Below are 22,526 nucleotides of genomic sequence, written 5' to 3' on the forward strand. Positions count from 1 at the left end.
GCCCCGCACCCCACGGCACGCTGTCTGACGTGTGCCGTGGGGTGCTGCCTGGCGTGCGCCGTGGGGTGCTGCCTGACGTGTGCCGTGGGGTGCTGCCTGACGTGTGCCGTGGGGTGCTGCCTGACGTGTGCCGTGGGGTGCTGCCTGACGTGCGCCGTGGGGTGCTGTCTGTCGTGCGCCGTGGGTGCTGTCTGACGTGCGCCGTGGGGCGCTGTCGCGGCCTCGCGGGCGAGGGGACCGCGGCGGGCTCAGCCGATCGGCGCGCCGTGCGTGCGCATGAAGGGCAGCGGGTCGATCGCGTTGCCCGGCGAGGTCGGCGGGGTGTTCACGTGGACCTCGAAGTGCAGGTGCGGGGCGGAGGAGTTGCCGGAGCTGCCGACGTAGCCGATCACCTGTCCGGCCGCGACCTTCTGGCCGGGCTTCACGACGCCCTTGCGGACCATGTGGCAGTACAGGGTCGAGATGCCGCCGGCGTGCTGGATCTTCACGTACCAGCCGCAGCCGCCGACCGAGGCGCTGCCCGTCTGGTCGCAGCTGTGGCCGGCCTCGATGTTGCACACGACCTCGAGCACGGTGCCGGCCGACGCCGCGTGGATCGGGGTGCCGACGAACGACATGATGTCGACGCCCACGTGGTTGGGGTTCGTCGGGGTGCGGAAGCCGGGCCGGGCCGAGAAGCCGGGCAGCGGGCTCACCCAGCGGCCGGCCTCGGCGACGGGGGCGCCGGCGGTCTGGGGGGCGGCCGCGGGGGCCGGGGCGGCGGCCGGCGGGGCCGCGGCGGGGGCGGTGCACGACGGCGGGGTGGCGCCGCGGTTGACGTAGGCGTCGGAGACGTACGCGCCGGAGTCGAGGCGGTCCCACATCGCGGTGGCGCGCATGGTGCCGGTGATCTGCTCGCCCTGGACCTGGCACGCGATGTTGAGCGGGGTGCCGTTGGGCAGCCCGGCGTAGAGGATCGCGCTGCGGGCCGGGCCGCCGCGGGTCTTCAGCGGGATGGCGCCCGACGCCACCGTGCCGGCGGTCGTCGGGGCGCCGGGAGCGGCGGCGGGCGCGGCGGTCAGCTGCTCCGCCGTGCACGGGGGCGGGGCGGCCTGCGGGCGGCGCACCCACGCGTCGCTGATGAACGAGCCGTCGGTGAGCCGGTCCCACTGGTCGGTGACGCGGACCGGGCCCTGGTCGATGAGCTGGCCCTTGACCTGGCACTCGATGGCGACCGCGGTGCCGTTGGGCAGCGTGCGCAAAGAGCGGGTCCAGACCGCCGCGCCGGCGCGGACGTTCAGCGGGCGCTTGGGCGAGACGACCGTGGCGCCGACGCTCGCGGCCTGGGCGCCGGACGGGGGCACCAGTGCGGCCGTCAGCAGGCCGGCCACGACGAAGATCGTTTTGCGCATGGTGCACCCCCGGGATCGAGCTGGCTCCGCGCTCGGGCCGGGGGGACCGCGAACCCCGCCAACGCTAGGCGCGGGCGGGGTGCACGGTCCGATATTTCAGGATTGATTCACTCTTTCGGGGCGTTTGCCGCACCGTCGGGCAGGAAGCGAGCGCCCGTCACCTTCTCGGAGATGCCCTCCCGGTCCAGGTACGGCGTGACGCCGCCCAGGTGGAACGGCCAGCCCGCGCCGAGGATCATGCACAGGTCGATGTCGCGCGGGTCGGCGACGACGCCCTCGTCGAGCATGAGCCGGATCTCGCGGGCGAGCGCCTCGGTCGCCTCGGCCCGCAGCTGCTCGGCGGTCGACGGGGCGTCGCCGACCTCCAGCAGGGCGAGGACCTCGGGGTCGGGGTTGCCCTCGGCGTCGGTGAAGCCCCGCTTGCCGGCCTCGACGACCCGGGCCAGGTTGGCCGAGACGCCGAAGCGGTCCGGGAACGCGTGGTGCAGCGTCTCGGCGACGTGGTGCGCGACGGCCGGGCCGACCATGCTCAGCAGCGCCATCGGGCGCATCGGCAGGCCCAGCGGGTCGAGCGCGGCGTCGGCGACCTCGATCGGGGTGCCGTTGTCGACCGCGGCGGTGACCACGCCGAGGAAGCGGGTCAGCAGCCGGTTGACGACGAAGGCCGGAGCGTCCTTGACCAGTACCGCCGACTTCTTCAACGCCTTGCCGACGGCGAACGCGGTCGCGAGGGTCGCGTCGTCGGTCCGGTCGGCGCGCACGATCTCCAGCAGCGGCATCATCGCGACCGGGTTGAAGAAGTGCAGCCCGACGACCCGCTCCGGGTGGGCGAGGTCGGCGGCCATCTCGGTGACCGACAGCGAGGATGTGTTGGTGGCCAGGACGCAGTCGTCGCGGACGATGGCCTCGACCTCGGCCCACACCTGCTTCTTGACCTTCAGGTCCTCGAAGACCGCCTCCAGCACCAGGTCGGCGTCGGCGAACGCGGCCTTGTCGACCGAGCCGCCGATGAGCCCCTTGTACTTCGCGGCCCGGCCCGCGTCCAGGCGCCCCTTGCTCACCAGCTTGTCGATCTCGGCGTGGACATAGCCGACGCCCTTGTCGACGCGCTGCTGGTCGAGGTCGGTGAGCACGACCGGGACCTCGAGCCGCCGCACGAACAGCAGCGCCAGCTGGGAGGCCATGAGGCCGGCCCCGACGATGCCGACCTTGGTGACGTCCCGGGCCAGGTTCCGGTCCGGGGCGCCCGCCGGCCGCTTCGCGCGCCGCTGCACCAGGTCGAAGGCGTAGAGGCTGGCCCGGGCCTGGTCGCCCATGATGAGGCCGGCCAGCGCCTCGTCCTCGGCCGCCGTGCCGTCCTCGAACGAGGCGTCCTTGGCCAGCGCGAGCAGCTCGAGGGCCTTGTTCGCGGAGTGCACCGCGCCGTGGAGGCGCTCGTCGAGCTGGTGCTTGGCGAAGTACAGCACCCCGTCCCACATGTCCCGGTCGATCTCGGGCCGGGTCACGGTGATCTCACCGTCGACCACGCCCTCGGCCCACGCCAGGGAGCGCTCGAGGTAGTCGGCCGGCTCGAAGATCGCGTCGGCGATGCCGAACTCGTGCGCCTGGGCCGGCTTGAGCTGCTTCTGGGTGAGCGGGTTCTGCAGGATGACCTGCGCGGCCGGGGCGATGCCGATGAGGTTGGGCAGCAGCTGGGTGCCGCCCCAGCCGGGCACGAGGCCGATCGCGACCTCGGGCAGGGCGAGGGCCGCGGCGCCGGACGAGACGGTCCGGTAATGGCAGTGCAGCGCGACCTCGAGGCCGCCGCCCATCGCCGCGCCGTTGATGAAGGCGAAGGTCGGTACCGGGGAATCCTTGAACTTCTTGAAGACCCGGTGACCGAACCGGCCCAGCTCCACCGCCTGCGCGTGCTCGGTCAGCAGCGGCATCGCGGTGATGTCCGCCCCGACGCAGAAGATGTAGGGCTTGCCGGTCAGCGCGATGAACTTCGGCGCGGCCGCGATGGCCTCGTCGATCGCGGCCTCCAGGCTCGCCAGGCCGCCCGGGCCGAACGCGTTGGGCTTGGTGTGGTCGAAGCCGTTGTCGAGCGTGATGAGCGCGGCCCGCTCGCGGCTCGGCAGGGTCACGAAGCGTAGCAGCGCCTTCGTCACGACCTCGTTCGGGTTCGTCAGCGCTGCCTGAGCCGAGTTGCCGGCGGTCACTTGTCGCCCTCCCAGTTCGGGTTCTCCCAGATCACGGACGCGCCCATGCCGATGCCGACGCACATGGCGGTGAGGCCGTAGCGCACGTCGGGCCGCTCGGCGAACTGCCGCGAAAGCTGCGTCATGAGCCGCACGCCCGAGGAGGCGAGCGGGTGACCCACGGCGATCGCGCCGCCCCACGGGTTCACCCGCGGGTCGTCGTCGGCGATGCCGAAGTGGTCGAGGAAGGCGAGCACCTGCACGGCGAACGCCTCGTTGAGCTCGAACAGGCCGATGTCGTCGATGGTGAGCCCGGCCAGCCGCAGCGCCTTCTCCGTCGAGGGCACCGGGCCGAAGCCCATGACCTCGGGCTCGACGCCGACGAAGCCGTAGGACACCAGCCGCATCCCGACCGGCAGCCCGAGCTCGCGGGCCACCTCCTCGGCCGCGATGATCGACGCGGTGGCGCCGTCGTTCAGGCCGGCCGCGTTGCCCGCGGTGACCCGGCCGTGCGGGCGGAACGGCGTCTTGAGGGTCGCGAGCTTCTCCAGGCTGGTCTCGCGCGGCGCCTCGTCGACGGTCGCCAGGCCCCAGCCGGTCTCCGGGTCGCGGGTGGCGACGCTGACCAGGTCGGGCTGCAGCTTGCCGGCGGCGTAGGCGGCGGCCGTCTTCACCTGCGAGGCGTAGCCGAACCGGTCGGCCCGCTCCTTGGTGATCCCGGGCAGCCGGTCGTGCAGGTTCTCCGCGGTGGAGCCCATCACCAGCGCGGACGGGTCGACGAGCTTCTCGGCGAGGATGCGCGGGTTCGGGTCGACGCCCTCGCCCATCGGGTGGCGCCCCATGTGCTCGACGCCGCCGGCGATGGCCACGTCGTAGGCGCCGAACGCGATGCCGCCGGCCACGGTGGTCACCGCGGTCAGGGCGCCCGCGCACATGCGGTCGATGGCGTAGCCGGGGACGGTCTTGGGCAGGCCGGAGAGCAGGGCCGCGGTCCGGCCGATGGTCAGACCCTGGTCACCGGTCTGCGTGGTGGCCGCGATGGCCACCTCGTCGACACGCTCCGGCGGCAGCTGCGGGTTGCGCCGCAGCAGCTCGCGGATGCAGCGGATGACCAGGTCATCGGCGCGGGTGTTGGCATACATCCCACCGGCCTTGCCGAACGGGGTGCGCACGCCGTCGACGAAGACGACGTCGCGGACAGCACGGGGCACAGAGTCCTCCTAGCGACGAATTACCCGCCATGTTACTCGCCAGTAGGTCTCCGGGGGCTGTGAACCCTTTCACCACCGTTTCAGACCGCTTTGAGCGCCTCCGTCAGTCCCGGGGACACGAGGCCGACCTGCCACGGACGGGCCCCGTAGCCCGAGAGCACCGCGGCGACGGCGTCCGTCGTGAGCTCCTCGGGGGGCGACCAGGCCAGGCGGCGTACCGAATCCGGGGTGATGAGGTTCTCCGGCGGCAACTGGTGCGCGCCCGCGAGCGCGGTCACCAGCTCCCGGCACCGCGCCAGCCGTGCCGCCGCGACCGGGTCGCGCTCGGCCCACCGGTGCGGCGGGGGCGGCCCCTCCGACGGCGGGGTGGTCGGCAGCTCCTTGTCCGACAGCGCGCGGGCGTCGGACAGCGCGGTGAGCCACGTCGGGGCGAGCCGGCGCACCGAGCGCCCGCCGAAGCCGGCCAGGGCCAGCAGCGAGCGCTCGTCCTTCGGGTCGGCCTCGGCCGCGGCGATGATCGCGGCGTCGGCGAGCACCCGGCCCGGGCTCGCGTCGCGGCGCTGGGCGATCTCGTCCCGGGCCGTCCACAGCGCGCGGACGCGGGCCAGGGCGCGGGCGCCGCGGACCCGGTGGATGCCCGAGGTGCGCCGCCACGGATCGGCGCGCACCCGCGGCGGATCCCCGGCCGAGGCGACCAGCGCGGCGAACTCCTGCGCGGCCCACTCGGTCTTGCCCTGCTTGGCCAGCTCCTCGGCGAGGGTGTCGCGCAGCTGGAGCAGCAGCTCGACGTCGAGGGCGGCGTACGTCAGCCAGGAGGCGGGCAGCGGGCGCGTCGACCAGTCGGCGGCGGAGTGGTGCTTCTCCAGGGTGTACCCCAGCAGCGACTCCGTCAGCGCGGCCAGCCCGACCCGCTCGAACCCGCACAGCCGCGCGGCCAGCTCGGTGTCGAACAGCCGGGTCGGGCGCAGCCCGAGCTCGGTCAGGCACGGCAGGTCCTGGCTGGCGGCGTGCAGGATCCACTCGGTTGGCGAGATCACCTCGTCGAGCTCGGGCAGCTGGCCGAAGGGCAGGGGATCGATGAGCACCGTGCCGGCTCCGGCTCGTCGCAGCTGCACCAGGTAGGCGCGGTGCGTGTACCGGTAGCCGGAGGCGCGCTCGGCGTCAACGGCCACCGGGCCGCTGCCCTGGGCGAACCGTTCGACGGCACGCGCCAGCTCGGCCCGGTCCGCGATCGGCTCGGGGGTCCCGTCTCGGGGGGCGGTCAGCAGGACGGGCTCGGTCTTGTGGTCCGGATTGCCCGGACTGTCTGGCTCCTCGTCCCGACGCCGCATGGGGGGTTCGTCGGTCACGCGACAACCGTACGTTGCGCCATAGGTCCCTGTGTGCAGCCGGTCCGGCGCGTCGGCGTTCTTGAGTGCGCGCGGACACCGCGAACGGGACGGACGGGCCCTCGGTGTAGCCGGTACGGTTCCCGTGCGCCAGCGGTCCGGTTACTTACACACGCTGCATCGGAGGTCGCGGCACTTGTGCTCGCCGTTTAGGGTGAGGGCCGACTGCGGTATCGCCGGACGCCCTTCGCACTCCGGCGAAACGGGTGGAACCGTGACAGGAAGGAAACGAGAAGCATGACGGCCGGGTATGACCCCTCCAACCCGGTGGCTTCCGGCAGTTCCGAAGGATTCGACGATCGCCCGCGGCACGCGGCCGGCGACGACCCGGAACGACTCGGTCCACTTCCCCCTCGGATCACCCAGACCGGGGCGATGCCGCCCACCAGCCCCACCGGCTCCATTCCGCCGCAGCCCACCAGCTCCTGGCCGGTGTCGGCGGGCCCGGCCCCGATGGCCGCCCCGCCCCGGCGCAGCCCCCTCGCCGGGATCGCGCTGGCGCTCGCCGTCGTGCTGCTCATCGTCGTCGGGGTGCAGGCCGCGCTCATCATCGACCTCGAGAAGAAGGTCGACAAGGCCAACGCCACCGCCAAGGCCGCCGCGACCGACGACGCCGCCCGGCTCAAGACGCTCGAGGACCGCGCCGACAAGCTCGAGCAGAAGACCGGCGGCAGCCTCGACGCCGCCGCGGTCGCCGAGTCCGTGCGCCCCAGCGTCTTCCGGGTCACCACGAAATACGCCATCGGCACCGGGTTCGCGGTCGGCAAGGCCCCCTCGGGCGGCGGCACGAACCTCATCACCAACTACCACGTGGTCGCCGACGCGTACGAGAAGGGCGAGAAGGACGTCAATCTCGAGCGCACCGACCAGCGGTTCCCCGCCAAGATCATCGAGGTCCACCCGGACAAGGACCTCGCGGTGCTGCACACCGACGAGGAGTTCACCAAGCTCGCGCCCGCAGCCGCGGTGCCGAAGGTCGGCGAGCCCGTCCTCGTCATCGGCTCCCCGATGGGCCTCGAGGACACCGTCACCACCGGCGTCGTCAGCGCGTTCCGCACGCTCAACGGCGAGGCGTTGATGCAGTTCGACGCGGCCATCAACCCGGGCAACTCCGGTGGCCCCGTCTTCAACGCCAAGAAGGAGGTGGTCGGCGTCGCGACGCTGAAGGCCCAGCAGGCCGAAGGCATCGGCCTGGCCATCCCGATCTCCGTGGTCTGCGAAACCGTCCCGGCGGTCTGCTGACCCAGCGGGGCCGCACCACCCGCCGGCGCCCCCGGACGCGCCGGTTGTACGACTCCCGCCGGGGCGCTGCCCGGCAGGACCACCAGGAGGAAGAGAACATGACATACCCCGGCAGCCCCCAGGGGAACCAGAACGAGGGATACGGCTTCCCCGACCCGAACGCCCCGGCCGGCGCGTACCCGCCGCCGCCCCAGGCCCCCGTCGGCGGCTACCCCGCCGCGCCCCAGTCGCCCTACGGCGAGCAGCCGCCGCAGTACGGCCAGCCCGTGCCGCCGCAGCCGCAGCCCCTCCACGACCAGGGCACCACGCAGCTGCCGACGTACGGCGAGTCCTCCTACAACCTCGACCCCTCGGTCTCGGCCCCGCCGACCGCCCCGATGCAGCAGCCGGCCCCGCCGATGTCCGCGCCGCCCATGTCGGGCCCGCCGATGTCCGGCCCGCCGATGGCCTACGGCCCGGTCTCCAGCCCGCCCACCAGCGGCTTCCCCGGTCAGCCGATCTACCCGCCGGCCGAGCCGCCGAAGAAGCGCGGCATCGCCGTGCCGCTGCTCGCGAGCCTCCTGGCCCTGGCGGTCATCGCGGCCGGTGTCTTCGTCGGGCTGTACGTCCAGAAGTCGGACAAGCTCACCAAGTCCGAGGCCCAGTCGGCGCAGCGTCAGGCCTCGCTCGACCAGTCCAACAAGGACCTCGACCAGACCAAGAAGGACCTGCAGGCCAAGGCCGACGAGCTCACCAAGTCCCAGCAGGATCTGCGCGGCACCCAGGCCGACAGCACCGAGGCCAAGCGCCAGCGCGACGTCATCGGCCAGTGCCTGAAGCTGCTGCTCGAGGCCCTCGACGCCTCGGCCGCCGGCGACAAGACCACGATGCAGAACAAGATCAACGAGATGGACAAGCCCTGCAACGAGGCGCAGACCATCCTCGGGATTTAGTAGTTCGAGAAAGCCCCCGTCGCCGGACGGGGGCTTTTCTCATGCGTGCAGGGCCGTCACTCCCGGCGGCGGCAGACCGGCCGTCGACGCCAGCAGCGCGCACCACGCGTGCACGTGGGACTGCATGTCCTCGGTCGTCGGCGTCCAGGAGGCGCGGATCTCCAGATCGGCCGCGGCCGGCGGCCCCGCGAGGTCGCCGAAGCGCGTCGACATCGTCTGCGTGACCGTGCCGCCGATCGCCGTGTAGGCCGCCGCGTGCCCGTCGAGCGCGTCCACCAGCCAGCTCCAGCCCACGCCGGGCAGCAGCGGATCGGTGGCCAGTTCGGCCTCGAGCTCGGCGGTCACGTACGTCACCAGGCGCATCGTGCCGTCCCACGCGTCGTGGCCGGCCGGGTCGTGCAGGAGGATCAGCCGGCCGGTGGCCACCTCGTCGCCGTGGCGCAGCACGGTGCCGCTGATGGCATGGGCGAAGGGAGCCAGCCGCTGCGGCGCCGGGACCTCCTCGAGGGTGATCTCCGGCCGGGTGGTCACGGCGCGCAAATCCTCCACCGCCCGGGTGAACGTGGGGGGAGTCGCGGTCGATGGCGCCATAACGGAAGACTAAGACGGAAACGTGCGTAGGGGGTGCCGCCGCGCCGCCCGTGCACAGTGAGTGAAACGATGGACCGGATGACGAAGCTGTTGTTGCGCGCCGCCCGGGGCGAGTCCGTGCCCCACACGCCGGTCTGGTTCATGCGTCAGGCCGGACGGTCCCTGCCCGAATATCGCGAGCTGCGCGCCGGAATCGGCATGCTGGAATCCTGCCGCCGGCCCGACCTCGTCTGCGAGATCACGCTGCAGCCGGTACGCCGGCACAAGGTCGACGCGGCCATCCTGTACAGCGACATCGTGGTGCCGCTGCAGGCCGCCGGCATCGACCTCGACATCGTCGCCGGCACCGGCCCGGTCGTCGCCGCGCCGGTGCGCACCATGGCCGACGTGACCGCGATCCGCCCCCTGGAGGCCGGCGACGTCACCTTCGTCGCCGAAGCCATCCGCCTGCTGCTGGCCGAGCTGGGCTCCACGGCCCTCATCGGCTTCGCGGGCGCGCCGTTCACCCTGGCCAGCTACCTCATCGAGGGCGGCCCGTCACGGCATCACGCGCTGACCAAGGCGCTCATGTACGGTGCGCCCGACGTCTGGCACGCCCTGTGCGAGCGCCTCGCCGACATCACGCGCACCTTCCTGCAGGTGCAGATCGACGCCGGGGTGGACGCGATCCAGTTGTTCGACTCGTGGGCGGGGGCGCTGTCGGAGGCGGACTACCGCCGGTTCGTGCTGCCGCACTCGCGGGCCGTGCTCTCCGGCCTCTCCGGATGTCCGCGCATTCATTTCGGCGTCGGTACCTCGGAGCTGCTGCCCGCCATGGCCGAGGCGGACGCGGACGTGGTGGGCGTCGACTGGCGCACACCGCTGGACGTCGCGGCGTCACGGGTGCCGGGACGGCCGCTGCAGGGCAACCTCGACCCGTGCGTGCTGCTGGCACCGTGGGAGGTGGTGGCGGCGGAGGCGCGGCGGGTGCTGGCGGAGGGCTCCAAGGCGCCCGGGCACATCTTCAACCTGGGCCACGGTGTTTTGCCGGAGACGGACCCGGACGTGCTGACGCGCCTGGTGGAGCTGATTCACAGCACGTAGTAATCGGCTCGTAGCGCAGCGAATCGAAGGCCGTGATCAGTTAGGTCGGTCATGGTATGGTGTAACAAAGCGGAACGACACCCACCTCGGACCTGTATTCGCCGCAGATCCGGGTGATTGCCTCCACTCTGGTCCTTCGGCTTCGGCTTCGGCTTCGGCTTCGGCTTCGGCTTCGGCTTCGGCTTCGGCTTCGGCTTCGGCTTCGGCTTCGGCTTCGGCTTCGGCTTCGGCTTCGGCTTCGGCTTCGGCTTCGGCTTCGGCTTCGGCTTCGGCTTCGGCTTCGGCTTCGGCTTCGGCTTCGGCTTCGGCTTCGTCGCTTCGTCGCTTCGTCGCTTCGTCGCTTCGTCGCTTCGTCGCGGCTGGCTGGCGTGGTGGCTCGGTGGCTAGTGGCTCGGCCTCCAGCGCGGCCAGCCGTGGTCGCCGGCCAGCTGCGACAGGCGCGAGCCGAGCATCAGCGCGGTCGCCGGCTCCGCGGACTGCAGGCGGTAGTGGACCTGCTCGGCGATCTCGGGCGCGCGGTACTCGGCGTGCTCGAGCAGCTGCAGCGTCACCGACCACCAGTAGCGGTCCTCGTCCGTCGCGTGCGGGGCGCCGGCGCGGAACCAGTCGGCCAGCCCGTCGAGGAGATCGTCGCCGACGCCGTCCGGGTCGGTGAGGCGCAGCGCCGCGCAGACCCGGGCGACCACGTCGTCGTCCCAGCCGGACAGGTGGCCGCGGACGAGGGTGTGCAGGGACGCGTGGCCGAGCGCGCCGGCCGCGTCGATCTCCAGCGAGTAGACGTTGTCGCGGGCCAGGCGCTCGTGCAGCACCGGGAGCACGCGCGTGTCGCGGCGGCGGGCCAGGCCCAGCAGCGCCTCGCAGCGCGTGTCGTCGTGCGGGTCGTCGAGGCGCGCGGCCAGCGCGTTGCGCACGGTCGTCGAGTCCAGCTCCGACAGTTGGGTGCCGAGCGCGAAGCAGGCCCAGTCGCGCACGTCGGTGTCGCGGTCGGCGCTGAGCAGGATCAGGGCGTGGATCGTGTCGTCCGGCGGGGCCTCGCCCAGGACGCTCGGGAGGGCCTGGGCCACGGCGCGGCGTACGCCCGCGTCGGGGTGGTGGGCCAGCGGCAGCAGCAGGGGGAGCGCGGCGTCGTCATAGCACCAGGCCACCGCGTCCGCCAGTTCGGCCGCGGACGTGGCCGGCGAGCTCAGCAGGGCGGCGATGCTCCGCGCCGTCGGTTCCGCGTCCTCCGAGCCCGAGGTCAGTGCGTCGATCGGGTCGAAATCGTGCACGTCGCGGGGGTGGGCGCGGGCCGCCGGCGGGGAAAAATGGCGGAATTCATCGGCAAAAGACGAAAAGTCCGACATGTCGGAAACGGGTGACGGCTGGTCCGGGTCCGGGGAGCGTAGGTCCGCCAGGTCGGCGATGACCTCGGCCAAGGGGCTCAGGGCGAGCTCGTCCAGGTCCGAGGGTTCCCGGGCTGCCGGAACGTACAGCTCCGACGAGCTTGGGAACAACCCGGACACGTCGGCGGGGCCACCGGGGCGCGGGTCCGGTGGCTCGTCTGGCACGGGGCGGGAGGACGCGAGGTCGCTCATCCCCAGGAGTGTGCTCGTCTTCGCGGGGATCTTCCAGAGGGGTTCGCCCCTCAGAAGGACAATGCGGGGTGGACGATCACCCTACTCGTTGACATATCGACGCACATGGGAAAGGTGGCCTGGACAAGGGGCGGGTGGGGCGCTAGGGCGGAAACGGTGGGGCGATATCCGATCGAAGAGGGCAAAAGGAAAAATTCACGGCTAAAAGCCCGAAATCGGGGCGAAATGAGAAAAGCGGAAAGCTCGCCAAAGCTCGGAGGCCGAGGACCCGCATGCGTCGAGCGTCAGACAAAGGAGCCGCCGGCATGGTCGAGTGGCGTGCCCGCCCTCCGCGCCCCGCCTGGGTTCCCCGCGAGACGACGGAGCACGGGTGTGAGAGAGGTGGGAGGGTCAGTGAGACGGCGGAGTGCACGGGTGTGTGAGAGAGCTGAAAGACCTCAGTGGGCGAGAGAGATCGGCGAGACGACGCGGCGTCAGGGGCGGGACCGGCTCGCCAGGCGTAGGGACTGCCACGAACCGTCCGCCGCCCAGCCCCCGTCCACCGACAACGCCGCCCCGTTCACGAAGCCGCTCCGCGCCGGATCGGCCAGGAACGACACCGCCTTGGCGATGTCGTCCGGCTGTGCGAACCGCGCCATCGGCACGTGCTCCGTGATGTCCGTGTCCACGTAGGCGCCCGAGGCCTGCGACGCGTCGTCCATCTCCGTCTTGACCCAGCCGGGGCAGACCGCGTTCACGCGAACGCCCCGCCCGCCCCATTCGACCGCCAGGGTGCGCGTGAGGCCGATCAGGCCGTGCTTGCTGGCGTTGTACGCCACCCGATCCGCCACGCCCATGAGCCCCGCGACCGAGGCGATGTTCACGATCGAGCCCGCCCCGCGCACGAGCATGCGGCGCCCGAAGGCCTGGCACAGCAGGAAGGGGCCGGTCAGGTTCACGTCGAGGACCTGGCGCCACTGGGCCGCGGTCGTCTCCTCGGCGGGGGCGATCGACGCGATGCCCGCGTTGTTCACGAGCACGTCCGCGCGGCCGTACCGCGCCTCGACCTCGGCCACGAAACGACCCACGTCCGACTCGTCCGCGACGTCGCCGGCGAAGGCCAGGCCGTCGAAGCCGGGGATCGGCTCCCGGTCGATGACGGCCAGGAGATACCCCTCCTCGGCCAGGACCTCCGCGGTGCGCCGGCCGATGCCGTGAGCCGCCCCCGTGACCACTGCCACCCGTTCCTCACCCATCCCGCGACAATAGACTCCAGGTATGACACAGCGCGTCGTGGTCGTCGGTGGGGGGATCGCCGGGCTCGCCGCGGCGCACCGGGTGCACACGCTGCGGCCCGACCTCGACGTCGTCCTGCTGGACCAGCGCGAGCGGCCCGGCGGGAAGCTGTCGACCGGCAGCCTGGCGGGGCATCCGGTCGAGCGCGGGGCCGAGTCGTTCCTGGTCGGCGGGCCCAGCGCGGCCGTCCAGCTGGCCCGGGAGGTCGGGCTCGGCGACGCGATCGTGCACCCCGGCCCGGCCCGGGCGGCGGTCGCCATCGGCGGCACGCTGCACGACCTGCCGGCCGGGACCCTGATGGGCATTCCGCTGGAGGGCCCCGCCGAGGAGCCGGGCCCGGCCCTGCTGCGGCCCGGCCAGGACGTGAGCGTGGGCGCGTTCGTGCGGCCCCGGCGGGGGGACGAGGTCGTCGACCACTACGTCGAACCGCTGCTCGGGGGCGTGTACGCGGGCCGGGCCGACCGGCTCTCGCTGCGCATGGCGCTGCCCGCGCTGGCCGCGGCCGCCGAGCGGCACGACACGCTCACGGGGGCGCTGCGCGAGGCGGCCGGGGCCGGCCGCCGGGAGCCGGGCGCGCCCGTGTTCGGCGCCGTCGACGGCGGCATGACGACGTTCGTGGACGCCGTCGCGCGGACCCTGCCGGACGTGCGCGCGAACACCACGGTGCGCACGATGGAGGCCTGGCCCGGGGGCTGGCGGCTCACCGTCGGATCGACCCGGGACGCCGGGACGGTCACCGCCGACGCGGTCATCCTCGCGGTGCCGGCCAAGCCGGCGGCGCGCCTGCTCGACGACGACGACTTCCGGCTCGACTACGCCTCCATCGCCCTGGTGGCCCTGGCGCTGCCGGCCACCAAGCTGCCGGAGCTGTCGGGCTTCCTGGTGCCGGCGACCGAGGGGCTGGCCGTGAAGGCGGTCACCTTCTTCGATCGCAAGTGGCCGCACCAGCGGCGGCCGGGGCAGACGGTCCTGCGCGCCTCGATCGGTCGCCACGGCGACGAGGCGCAGCTCCAGCGCACCGACGCGGACCTGGTCGAGGTGGTGCGGGCCGAGGTCGCGCGGCTGGTCGGCGTCGATGCGCTCCCCGAGGAGCTGGATCGGGGGGTGTACCGCTGGGGCGGCGCCCTGCCGCAGTACGCACCCGGGCACCGGGACCGGGTCGCGGCCCTGCGCGACCGTCTGGAGGACCGCCCGCCGATCGCGGTCGCCGGCGCGGCCTACGACGGCGTCGGCATCCCGGCGTGCATCACGTCCGGGCGGGCCGCCGCCGAGTCCATCCTGGCGAAGTTGGGAGAATGAGCGCCATGACAAGCACGAACGCCGCCCGCATCAAGGAGCTCAACGAGAGCATCCGGTACACCATGTGGTCCGTCTTCCGGCTCGCCACGCCCTATGGCGCCGACAGCCGCGACGCCACCCAGGTCTCGGCGTTCTTCGCGGATCTCGCGTCCAAGGACGTGACGGTCCGCGGCACCTACGACGTGGCCGGGCTGCGCGCGGACGCCGACCTGATGATCTGGTGGCACGCGCCCAGCGCCGAGGCGTTGCAGGAGGCGTACGCCGGGTTCCGCCGCACCAGCGTCGGGCAGCGCATGGCCCCGGTGTGGTCGCAGATGGCGCTGCACCGGCCGGCCGAGTTCAACAAGAGCCACATCCCGGCGTTCCTCGCCGACGAGCACGCCCGCGAGTGGGTGTGCGTCTACCCGTTCGTGCGCTCCTACGAGTGGTACCTGCTGCCGGACGAGGAGCGCCGCGCGATGCTCGCCGAGCACGGGCAGCAGGCCCGCGGCTTCCCCGACGTGCGGGCGAACACCGTGGCCAGCTTCGCCCTCGGCGACTACGAGTGGATTCTCGCCTTCGAGGCCGAGGAGCTGCACCGCATCGTGGACCTCATGCGCGAGCTGCGCGCGTCGCGGGCCCGCCGCCACGTGCGCGAGGAGGTGCCCTTCTACACCGGGCGCCGCCGCGAGATCGCGGACCTGGTGGCGAACCTGCCCTGATCCCGCCACCGCCGGCTGATCGGCGCGGACCACGGCGCCGCGGAGCCCGGCTCGCCGGGTGGCGGCTCACTGCATGAGGTTCGACCACCCCGACCACACCGACAGCCCGCGCAGCCACAGCTGCGTGACGAGGTTGCCGTGCGACACCGCGTAGATCTCGGTGTTGCCGGTCCACGGGTTGAGCAGCACGGCGGGGTCCGACTCCAGGGCCCCGCCGATGCCCGTCCAGGCGCTCCAGCCGCCGCCGGGCATGACCAGGGTGTACCGCAGGGTGCCGGAGCCGGTCGCGTAGATCTCCGTCGAGCGGTACTGCGGGTTGAAGAACACGGCCGGGTCCCCGTCGAGCGAGCCGCCGAGGTCGTTCCAGCTCGACCAGCGGGTGCCCGAGTAGTACCGCTGCAGCAGGTGGCCACCCGCGCCGCGCGCGTAGATCTCCGTGGTGCCGTAGAGCGGGCTGCGGAATGACACCGGGTCGCCGCGCAGGTCCCCGCCGAGACTGGTCCAGCCCGACCAGCCGGAGCCGTAGTAGAGCTGCACCAGCGCGCCGGAGGACGAGCGGGCGTAGATCTCCGTGGTCTTGTAGGCCGGGTTGTAGACGATCTCGGCCGGGTCGCCGGCCAGGTCGCCGCCGAGGTCGTTCCAGCCCGACCAGCCGCCGGCGTAGAAGCGCTGCATCAGGTGGCCGTTGGTGCCGCGGGCGTAGATCTCCGTCGAGCCGTAGCGCGGGCTGTAGAACACCACCGGGTCCCCGGCGAGGTCCCCGCCCAGGTCCGTCCAGTCCGACCAGCGCCCCGCCCGCCAGTACTTCTGCGCCAGGCGGCCGTCGCGGGTGCGGGCGTACACCTCGACCGTGCGCGCGGCCGGGTTCTGCAGCACGTGCGGGGTGCCGGCGATGCCGCCGCCGAAGTTGCTCCAGCTCGACCAGCCGTAGCCGGGGCTCCAGTACCGCTGTGACAGCCCGTGGCTCGCGTCGGTGTAGACCTGCATCTGGGCCGTGGCCGGGTGGGCGATCGCGGCCGGCTTGGCGATCAGCGGCGCCGGCGGGTCGATCCCGGCGAGGCGGCGCAGCTGGTCGAGGTCGCCGTTGAAGACGTCCTTGTCGTAGTTGCCCTGCTGGTTGTTGTCGCCGCCGGTGTACTGCCACAGCGCCCACTTCGACCAGCCGCTGGGCAGCTTCGGGGTGGTGCCGCTCCAGCTCGCGACGTCCAGCGGGTAGGACGCGAACTGGGTGGTGCCGCCGACGCACTGGTTCCACCAGGTGGCCGCGGTGTAGATCATCGCCTTGCGCCCGATGCGGGCCTGGACCTGGTCGAGGAACGACTGGATCCAGGCGCGCATGGCGGTCTGGTCGAGGTTGTAGCAGGCGCCGACGGTGGTGAAGTAGGGCCATTCGAGGTCGACGAACGGCACCAGGGTCTTCGAGTCGTTCACCCAGGCCGCGTTGTCGATGAAGGTGTTCGCGTCGCCGACCGGGTCGCCGCGGTCGGGGCGGGCGAACGTGTACGCGCCGGCCAGCAGCCCGGCCCGCTTGGCGTCGGCGATGTCCCGGGCGAAGTACGGGTTGACGTAGTTGCCGGACTCGGTGGCCTTGATGTAGGCGAAGCTCACGCCCTGGGCCGCCTGCCCGGCCCAGTCGATCGTCCGGAAGACGCTGTGGTCGTGGCTGGACACGTCGATGCCCTTGACCGTGTACTGCGGCCCGGGGACCGCCGCGGCGACCTCCTCGTGCCCTCCCGCCTGGGCGTGCCCGCCGGCGTCCGGGGACGGCACGGGATTGATGAGCCCGGCGAGCATGACCACGGCGAGGAGGCTTCGCATTCGGGCACCGTATCCGGACTTATCGGTTTATGTCCGTGTTTTCCGGCGGAACAGTACGGCCGCGGCGACGACGGCGAGCAGCATGAGCCCCGCGCACCAGGCGGCCGCGCGCCACGGGGCGTCGCCGACCGGCTGGTCGAGCAGCAGCCCGCGCAGGCTCTCGGTGATCGGCGTGACCGGCTGGTTGCCGGCGAAGCCGCGCAGCCACGAGGGCATGGTGTCGATCGGGACGAAGGCGCTGCTGGCGTACGGCAGAAAGGTGATCCCGAACGTGTAGCCGCTCGCGCCCTCGGGCGACCCCGCGAGCAGCCCGAGCGCCGCCGACAGCCACGACACGGCGGCGATCGTCAGGACCAGGATGCCGATCGCGGCCAGCCACTGCCCGGCGCCGGCGCGGGGCCGGAAGCCCAGCGCGAACGCGACCCCGAGCACCAGCGTGGAGGAGACGGCGTTGCGCACCAGGCTGGCCGCCACGTGCCCGGACAGCACCGCGGCGCCGCCGACGTCGAGCGAGCGGAGCCGGTCCATGATGCCGCCCCGCAGGTCGTTGGCGACGGAGACCGCGGTCATCGCCGAGCCGAACGACACGCACAGCAGCATGACGCCGGGCACGACGTAGGTGACGTACTCGGTGCCGGTCCGGATCGCGCCGCCGAAGAGGTAGACGAAGACGACCATGAGCATGACCGGCAGCGCGATCGACATGATCATGGCCTCGACGTTGCGGCGGGCGAGCCGCAGCGAGCGGCCGCCCAGGACGGTCCACCGGGTCAGTGCGGTGCTAGACACCGGCGAGCTCCTTGCGTGCGGTGAGGGCCAGGAAGACGTCGTCGAGGGTGGCGCTGTGCAGGGAGAACCGGCGGACCGCGGCCCCCGCCGGGTCGATCTCGCCGAGCACCGAGCGCACGTGCGCGGCGCTGCCGTCGGTGGTCACGCCGAGGGTGAGCCGGGCGTCGTCGCGCTGGACGACGCGCGCGCCGAGCCGGCGCGCGGCCGCGTCGTAGGACGCCCGGTCGGCCAGCTCGAGGTCGAGGCGCTGGTCGCCGAAGCGCTGCTTGAGCTCGGCCGGGCTGCCCTCGGCGACGACCCGGCCGTGGTCCACGACGGCGACGCGGGCCGCGAGCCGGTCGGCCTCCTCGAGGTACTGGGTGGTGAGGAACACGGTGCGGCCCGCCCTGGCGAGCCCGTCCACCACGTCCCACATGGCCTGGCGGCTGGTCAGGTCCAGGCCGGTCGTCGGCTCGTCCAGGAAAATGACCTCCGCCGGTCCGGCCAGGCCGGCGGCGAGGTCGAGGCGGCGGCGCATGCCCCCCGAGTACTGCCCGGCCCGCCGGTTCGCCGCGGCGGTCAGGTCGAAGCGCTCCAGCAGCTCGCCGGCGCGGCGGCGGGCCTCACGCCGCGACAGGCCCGACAGGCGGCCCATCATGCGCAGGTTCTCCGCCCCGGTCTGCAGCTCGTCCACCGCCGCGTACTGCCCGGTGAGGCTGATCGCCCGGCGCACTCCGGCGCGGTCGCGGACCACGTCGTGCCCGGCGACCCGGGCGGTGCCCCCGTCCGGGCTCGTCAGCGTGGTGAGGATGCGCACCGTCGTGGTCTTGCCGGCCCCGTTCGGCCCGAGCAGGCAGAACACCGAGCCGGCGGGCACCCGCAGGTCCACGCCGGTGAGCACGGCGAGCCGGCCGTAGGACTTCGTCAGGCCCGTGGTCTCAACTGCGTATGTCATACGCTCCATGCGTACGTTATACGCAGAAGTAGAATCCGGAGTCAATGAGCGAGCAGGAAAACGGCATACCGAACGCGCTGGCGCTGGCCTGGGGCCTCAAGGAGCGACCCGGGAAGGGGCCCAGGCCCGGCCTGAGCCTGGAGCGGATCGTCGCCGCGGGGGTGAGGATCGCCGCGGCCGAGGGGCTGGGCGCGGTCTCGATGAGCCGGGTCGCGGCCGAGCTCGGGGCGGCGACGATGTCGCTGTACCGGTACGTCTCGGCCAAGCACGAGCTGCTGGACCTCATGGTCGACGCGGCCATCGGCCCGCCGCCCGCGGCCGGCGCGGCCCTGGGCTGGCGGGCGGGGCTGCGCGGGTTCGCCGACGACTACCTCGCCCTGCTGCGCCGCCAGCCGTGGGTGGTGCGGGTGCCGATCCACACTCCGCCGATCACGCCCAACCAGATCGCCTGGATGAACCACGGGCTCTCGGTCATGCGCGACACGAACCTGCGCCAGGACGAACGGCTCTCCGCGATCATGATGGTCAGCGGCATGGCCCGCAACTGGGCGCTGCTCACCGCCGACATCGACGCGGCCGCCCGGGCCCAGGGGGGCACGACCGAGCAGGCGATGTTCGAGTACGGCCGGCTCCTGCACCTGCTGGCCGACCCGGAGCGCTTCCCGGCCGTCGGCGAGCTGCTGCGCTCCCGGGTGCTGGAGACCTCCGAGTCCCGGCCCGACGACGACTTCGAGTTCGGCATCGAGCGCTTCCTCGACGGCATGGAGGCGCTGATGAGCCGCCGGAAATAGCCCTTCGAGTGGTTTTCCCCCGCTTCCTCACTCCGGCGTCACCCGTTGCATACGGTGCGACGGACATCTCGGAGAGTGGAGCGCGGGTGACAGCACTGGTCGAGCGGCGATCCCCGGCAACCGTCGCCACCGCCCCGGCCCGGCGGCTCCCGCCCGCGTGGGCGCCACCGGCGGTCCTGGCCGTGCTCGTGGCCGCCGGGCTGCGCTTCTACGGCGTGCCGATCGCGACGACCGTGATCTTCACGGGGTACGTCCTGCTGGCCGTCGTCACCCCCGGCACCCTGATCTGGCGGGCCGTGCGCGGGCGCTCCGGCTGGCTCGTCGAGGACCTCGGCGCCGGCCTCGCGCTCGGCTACGCCGGCGAGGTGCTCGCCTACATCCCGGCCCGCGCCGCCGGGCTGCCGCTGCTCGTGCTCGTCTGGCCGGCCGCGGTCATCGGCGCCTTCCTCGCCGTGCCCCGGCTGCGGCGGTGCTGGCGCGCCAGCACCGACCCCCGCGACCGGACCCCGCTGTGGTGGTCGCTGATCCTGTCCGCCACCGCGGCCGTGGTCTTCTACTGGAGCTGCGTGCGCTTCTTCCGCACGCACGACCTGCGCGAGCCGGGCATGCTCAGCCCCGACGCCGACTCGCCGTTCCACCTCGCGCTCATCGGCGACGCGAAGCACCACATGCCGCTGCTGTCGCCGTGGCTGCCCGACCAGCCGGTGCTGTACCACTGGTTCGTCTACGCCGAGATGGCCGCGACCTCGTGGGTCACCGGCATCGAGCCGCACGTGCTGCTCGTGCGGCTCGCGCCGCTGCCGATGCTGTTCGGGCTCGTCGCGCTGCTCGGGGTCATCGGGCGGCGGCTCACCGGCGTGTGGTGGGCCGGGGCCGCGGCCGCGGTCGTCACCTTCTTCGTGCTCACCCCGCTGCCCTACCACTGGCCGCTGGAGGGGTGGTTCTCGGCGTTCGGCACCAACGCGTACGAGGACGGCTCCTCCCTGCGCGCCCAGCTGTGGACGAGCCCGACCCAGACGTTCGGGGCGCTGCTGTTCGCCGGGCTGGCGCTCGCCCTGGTCGAGGCGATGGCCGCGCCCACCCGGGCCCGCTGGGCGCTCGTGACGGCGCTCATCGCCGGCGTCACGGGCGCGAAGGCGACCTTCCTGCCGATGCTGCTGGCCGGGCTGCTGCTCGTCGTCGCGGTGCGCCTGGTCACGCGCCGGCGGGTGCACCCGGGCGCGCTCTTCGCCGCCGGGATCACCCTGCTCGGGCTGCTCTTCGCCCAGTTCGTGCTCTTCGGCGGCGCCTCGCAGGGCATGGCGATCGACCCGCTGCACTTCGCGCAGATCTCCGGCGCGCCGTACACGCTGAAGTTCGCCGCGCCCGAGTACCCGCACCCGCTGTGGCGCCTGCTCATCGTCACCGCCATCACCGTCAGCTGCTGGGCCTGCATCTGGCCCGGCCTGCTCGGGCTCGGGCGCCTGGCCCCGACCATCCAGCAGGCCCGGCGGATGCGTCGCGACCTCGGCATCGCCGCCGATCCCGTGATCCTCATGTTCGGCATCGGCCTGTCCGGCGTCGGCGCGCTCATGGTCTTCGGCCACGAGGCCGGCGCCGAGGGCTGGTTCATGGTCTCCGCCCGGCCCTACCTGACCCTCGCGTCCGTGGTCGGCCTGGTACTGCTGACCCCGCGGGGGCTGCCCGGGCGCCGGCTGCTGCGGCAGGTGTACGGCGCGATCGCCGTCGGCGCCGCGGTGCTCCTCGCCGTGCACAAGATCGGCTCGATGCACACGCCGAAGCTGCAGAACACCGGCAGCCTCGCGGTCACGCTGTGGGCGCTCGTCTGGCCGTACCTGCTGTCCTACGGGCTGCTCGGGGCCGCGGGCTGGTGGATGTACCGCCGCAAGCTGCCGGCCTGGAGAACCCTCGTGTCCGCGATGCTCGCCGGGGCCTGCATGATCACCGCCCTGCAGCACGTGTACCTCATGACCCGCGCGTCGTACCTGGGCGGCTGGCGCGGCGTCGTGCAGATCGCGACGTTCGTCACGCCCGGCACCCAGGAGGCCGGCCGCTGGCTGCGCGAGCACTCCGACCCCGACGACCTGGTCGCCACCAACGCGCACTGCGTCGGCGACCCCTACGCGCTCACCGGCTGCGACAACCGCCACTTCTGGTTCTCCGCCTACAGCGAGCGGCGCTTCCTCGTCGAGGGCTGGGGCTTCACCAACCGCGCCCACGAGGAGGCCGCCAAGGCCGGCGTCAACGCGATCTTCGCGCCCTACTGGGACCAGCGCCGGCTCGCCGACAACGACGCCGCGTTCTACCACCCGACGGCGGCCACGGTCGGCAAGCTGCGCGACGAGTACCACGTCAAGTGGCTCATGGTCGACGAGGGCTACCTGCTGCTGCCGTCCACGTGGATCCAGGACTACGCCCAGTTCCGCTTCCGGGCCGGGCGCATCGCCGTCTACTCGCTGGGGGGATCGTGACGTCAACGCTCGTGGGGAACCGGCTCGCGGCGGTGCTCGCCTGCCCCCGCTGCCGCGGCTACCTGGACGCGTCGCTGGTGTGCGGGGCGTGCGGCCCGGTGGGCAGCCGCCGCGGTGAGCAGCTCGACTTCGGCGGGTTCGGCGAGTCCGAGCTCAAGGCCGACGCCCTCAACCGGGTCAAGGAGCTGGTTAAGACCCGCTTCCACAAGCTGTACCCGGCCGCGATCAAGGTGCTCTCGCCGGTGCAGGACCGCCGGCTCATCACCCCGTTCCTCAACAGCTTCGACCTCGACCGCAGTCTCGTGGCCGACTTCGGCTGCGGCACCCACCGCCGCGACGAGCGCGTGATCTGCATGGACGGCGGGTCGTACGGCAACGTCGACATCGTCACCGACCTGCGCCGGCTGCCCCTGGCCGACGACAGCCTCGCCGGCGGGATCAGCATCGCCGTGCTCGAGCACGTGCCGGACCCGGCCGCGCACATCGCCGAGATGCGCCGCGTGCTGCGCCCCGGCGGCCGGATGCTCGTGTTCGTGCCGTTCATGCAGCCGTTCCACGCCTCGCCGTACGACTTCCAGCGCTACACCGAGGTCGGCCTGCGCGAGCAGTTCGGCGCGTTCGAGGTCCTGTCGGTGAAGGTCGGCGCCGGGCCGACCTCCGGCATGCTGTGGGTGCTGCAGGAGTGGCTGGCGATGGTGCTGTCGTTCGGCAGCCGCCGGCTGTACCGCGCGATCCTGCCGCTCACCTGGGTGCTGTCCCCGCTGAAGCTGCTCGACCTGCTGCTGGCCCACCACCCGATGGCCGCGCAGGCCGCGAGCGGGTTCGTGATCGAGGTCCGCAAGCCCGCTTGATACAA

19 protein-coding genes are annotated in these 22,526 nt (G+C 72.7%); 9 read left to right on the plus strand and 10 right to left on the minus strand.

Translation table 11 applies throughout. From position 1 onward, the window contains the following. Positions 1-248: 248 nt before the first annotated feature. From ACQP1P_RS08255 to ACQP1P_RS08270, 4 genes are all read right to left on the minus strand, one after another. On the minus strand, positions 249-1,391 hold the full coding sequence (locus ACQP1P_RS08255) for a peptidoglycan DD-metalloendopeptidase family protein (protein WP_433084645.1): 1,143 nt from the start codon (positions 1,389-1,391) through the stop codon (positions 249-251). A 107-nt stretch (positions 1,392-1,498) separates the two neighbouring features. Next, entirely contained in the window at positions 1,499-3,592 is a 2,094-nt protein-coding gene (locus tag ACQP1P_RS08260; RefSeq protein ID WP_433084647.1) for a 3-hydroxyacyl-CoA dehydrogenase NAD-binding domain-containing protein, read from the minus strand. Continuing rightward, entirely contained in the window at positions 3,589-4,782 is a 1,194-nt protein-coding gene (locus ACQP1P_RS08265) for a thiolase family protein (RefSeq protein WP_433084649.1), read from the minus strand. Before ACQP1P_RS08265 ends, ACQP1P_RS08260 begins: the two co-directional genes overlap by 4 nt. A gap of 80 nt (positions 4,783-4,862) precedes the next feature. Beyond that, positions 4,863-6,131: an HRDC domain-containing protein gene (locus ACQP1P_RS08270; protein ID WP_433084651.1), complete on the minus strand. Its 1,269-nt coding sequence runs from the start codon at positions 6,129-6,131 to the stop codon at positions 4,863-4,865. 414 nt (positions 6,132-6,545) lie between these two features. On the opposite strand from ACQP1P_RS08270, the gene ACQP1P_RS08275 reads away from it, so the two are divergent. Both ACQP1P_RS08275 and ACQP1P_RS08280 read left to right on the plus strand, forming a co-directional pair. Continuing rightward, on the plus strand, positions 6,546-7,412 hold the full coding sequence (locus tag ACQP1P_RS08275) for a S1C family serine protease (protein ID WP_433084653.1): 867 nt from the start codon (positions 6,546-6,548) through the stop codon (positions 7,410-7,412). Between the two features lie 98 nt (positions 7,413-7,510). After that, positions 7,511-8,344: a hypothetical protein gene (locus ACQP1P_RS08280; protein WP_433084655.1), complete on the plus strand. Its 834-nt coding sequence runs from the start codon at positions 7,511-7,513 to the stop codon at positions 8,342-8,344. Positions 8,345-8,383: 39 nt separating this feature from the next. Here the strand turns inward: ACQP1P_RS08280 and ACQP1P_RS08285 are convergent, their stop codons facing one another. Continuing rightward, positions 8,384-8,935 carry a DUF3000 domain-containing protein gene (locus ACQP1P_RS08285; RefSeq protein WP_433084657.1) on the minus strand — a complete coding sequence of 184 codons (552 nt, stop codon included), beginning with the start codon at positions 8,933-8,935 and terminating at the stop codon, positions 8,384-8,386. 78 nt (positions 8,936-9,013) lie between these two features. On the opposite strand from ACQP1P_RS08285, the gene hemE reads away from it, so the two are divergent. Continuing rightward, positions 9,014-10,018 (plus strand): uroporphyrinogen decarboxylase, encoded by a 1,005-nt coding sequence (hemE, locus tag ACQP1P_RS08290; RefSeq protein WP_433084659.1) that lies wholly within the window; start codon positions 9,014-9,016, stop codon positions 10,016-10,018. Positions 10,019-10,135: 117 nt separating this feature from the next. Next, positions 10,136-10,405 (plus strand): hypothetical protein, encoded by a 270-nt coding sequence (locus tag ACQP1P_RS08295; protein WP_433084661.1) that lies wholly within the window; start codon positions 10,136-10,138, stop codon positions 10,403-10,405. Here ACQP1P_RS08295 and ACQP1P_RS08300 read toward each other — a convergent pair. Together ACQP1P_RS08300 and ACQP1P_RS08305 are read right to left on the minus strand one after the other, a co-directional pair. Then, on the minus strand, positions 10,402-11,286 hold the full coding sequence (locus ACQP1P_RS08300) for a HEAT repeat domain-containing protein (RefSeq protein WP_433084663.1): 885 nt from the start codon (positions 11,284-11,286) through the stop codon (positions 10,402-10,404). The two genes, ACQP1P_RS08295 and ACQP1P_RS08300, sit on opposite strands and share 4 nt — an antisense overlap. 779 nt (positions 11,287-12,065) lie before the next feature. Beyond that, positions 12,066-12,827 (minus strand): SDR family NAD(P)-dependent oxidoreductase, encoded by a 762-nt coding sequence (locus ACQP1P_RS08305; protein WP_433084665.1) that lies wholly within the window; start codon positions 12,825-12,827, stop codon positions 12,066-12,068. Positions 12,828-12,849: 22 nt separating this feature from the next. Here ACQP1P_RS08305 and hemG point away from each other — a divergent pair, with 22 nt between their 5' ends. Continuing rightward, on the plus strand, positions 12,850-14,166 hold the full coding sequence (hemG, locus tag ACQP1P_RS08310) for a protoporphyrinogen oxidase (RefSeq protein ID WP_433084667.1): 1,317 nt from the start codon (positions 12,850-12,852) through the stop codon (positions 14,164-14,166). A gap of 5 nt (positions 14,167-14,171) precedes the next feature. Continuing rightward, positions 14,172-14,867 (plus strand): hydrogen peroxide-dependent heme synthase, encoded by a 696-nt coding sequence (hemQ, locus tag ACQP1P_RS08315; protein ID WP_433084669.1) that lies wholly within the window; start codon positions 14,172-14,174, stop codon positions 14,865-14,867. A gap of 66 nt (positions 14,868-14,933) precedes the next feature. Here the strand turns inward: hemQ and ACQP1P_RS08320 are convergent, their stop codons facing one another. From ACQP1P_RS08320 to ACQP1P_RS08330, 3 genes are read right to left on the minus strand one after another with little or no spacing between them, the layout of a single operon-like run. Further along, positions 14,934-16,685, minus strand: a complete 1,752-nt coding sequence (locus ACQP1P_RS08320) for a GH25 family lysozyme (protein ID WP_433084671.1) — start codon at positions 16,683-16,685, stop codon at positions 14,934-14,936. Positions 16,686-16,712: 27 nt separating this feature from the next. Then, on the minus strand, positions 16,713-17,474 hold the full coding sequence (locus tag ACQP1P_RS08325; RefSeq protein ID WP_433084673.1) for an ABC transporter permease: 762 nt from the start codon (positions 17,472-17,474) through the stop codon (positions 16,713-16,715). Next, on the minus strand, positions 17,467-18,408 hold the full coding sequence (locus ACQP1P_RS08330; protein ID WP_433084675.1) for an ATP-binding cassette domain-containing protein: 942 nt from the start codon (positions 18,406-18,408) through the stop codon (positions 17,467-17,469). The genes ACQP1P_RS08325 and ACQP1P_RS08330 overlap by 8 nt, the downstream gene beginning before the upstream one ends. A gap of 44 nt (positions 18,409-18,452) precedes the next feature. On the opposite strand from ACQP1P_RS08330, the gene ACQP1P_RS08335 reads away from it, so the two are divergent. From ACQP1P_RS08335 to ACQP1P_RS08345, 3 genes are all read left to right on the plus strand, one after another. Next, on the plus strand, positions 18,453-19,199 hold the full coding sequence (locus ACQP1P_RS08335; protein WP_433084677.1) for a TetR/AcrR family transcriptional regulator: 747 nt from the start codon (positions 18,453-18,455) through the stop codon (positions 19,197-19,199). Between the two features lie 86 nt (positions 19,200-19,285). Beyond that, positions 19,286-21,670: a hypothetical protein gene (locus ACQP1P_RS08340; RefSeq protein ID WP_433084679.1), complete on the plus strand. Its 2,385-nt coding sequence runs from the start codon at positions 19,286-19,288 to the stop codon at positions 21,668-21,670. Continuing rightward, complete coding sequence (locus ACQP1P_RS08345) at positions 21,667-22,521, plus strand: class I SAM-dependent methyltransferase (protein ID WP_433084681.1); 855 nt, start codon at positions 21,667-21,669, stop codon at positions 22,519-22,521. Before ACQP1P_RS08340 ends, ACQP1P_RS08345 begins: the two co-directional genes overlap by 4 nt. Positions 22,522-22,526 lie beyond the last annotated feature (5 nt).

Origin of the sequence: Dactylosporangium sp. CA-052675 (genome assembly GCF_050947935.1) — a bacterium.
Taxonomy (GTDB): Bacteria; Actinomycetota; Actinomycetes; order Mycobacteriales; family Micromonosporaceae; genus Dactylosporangium.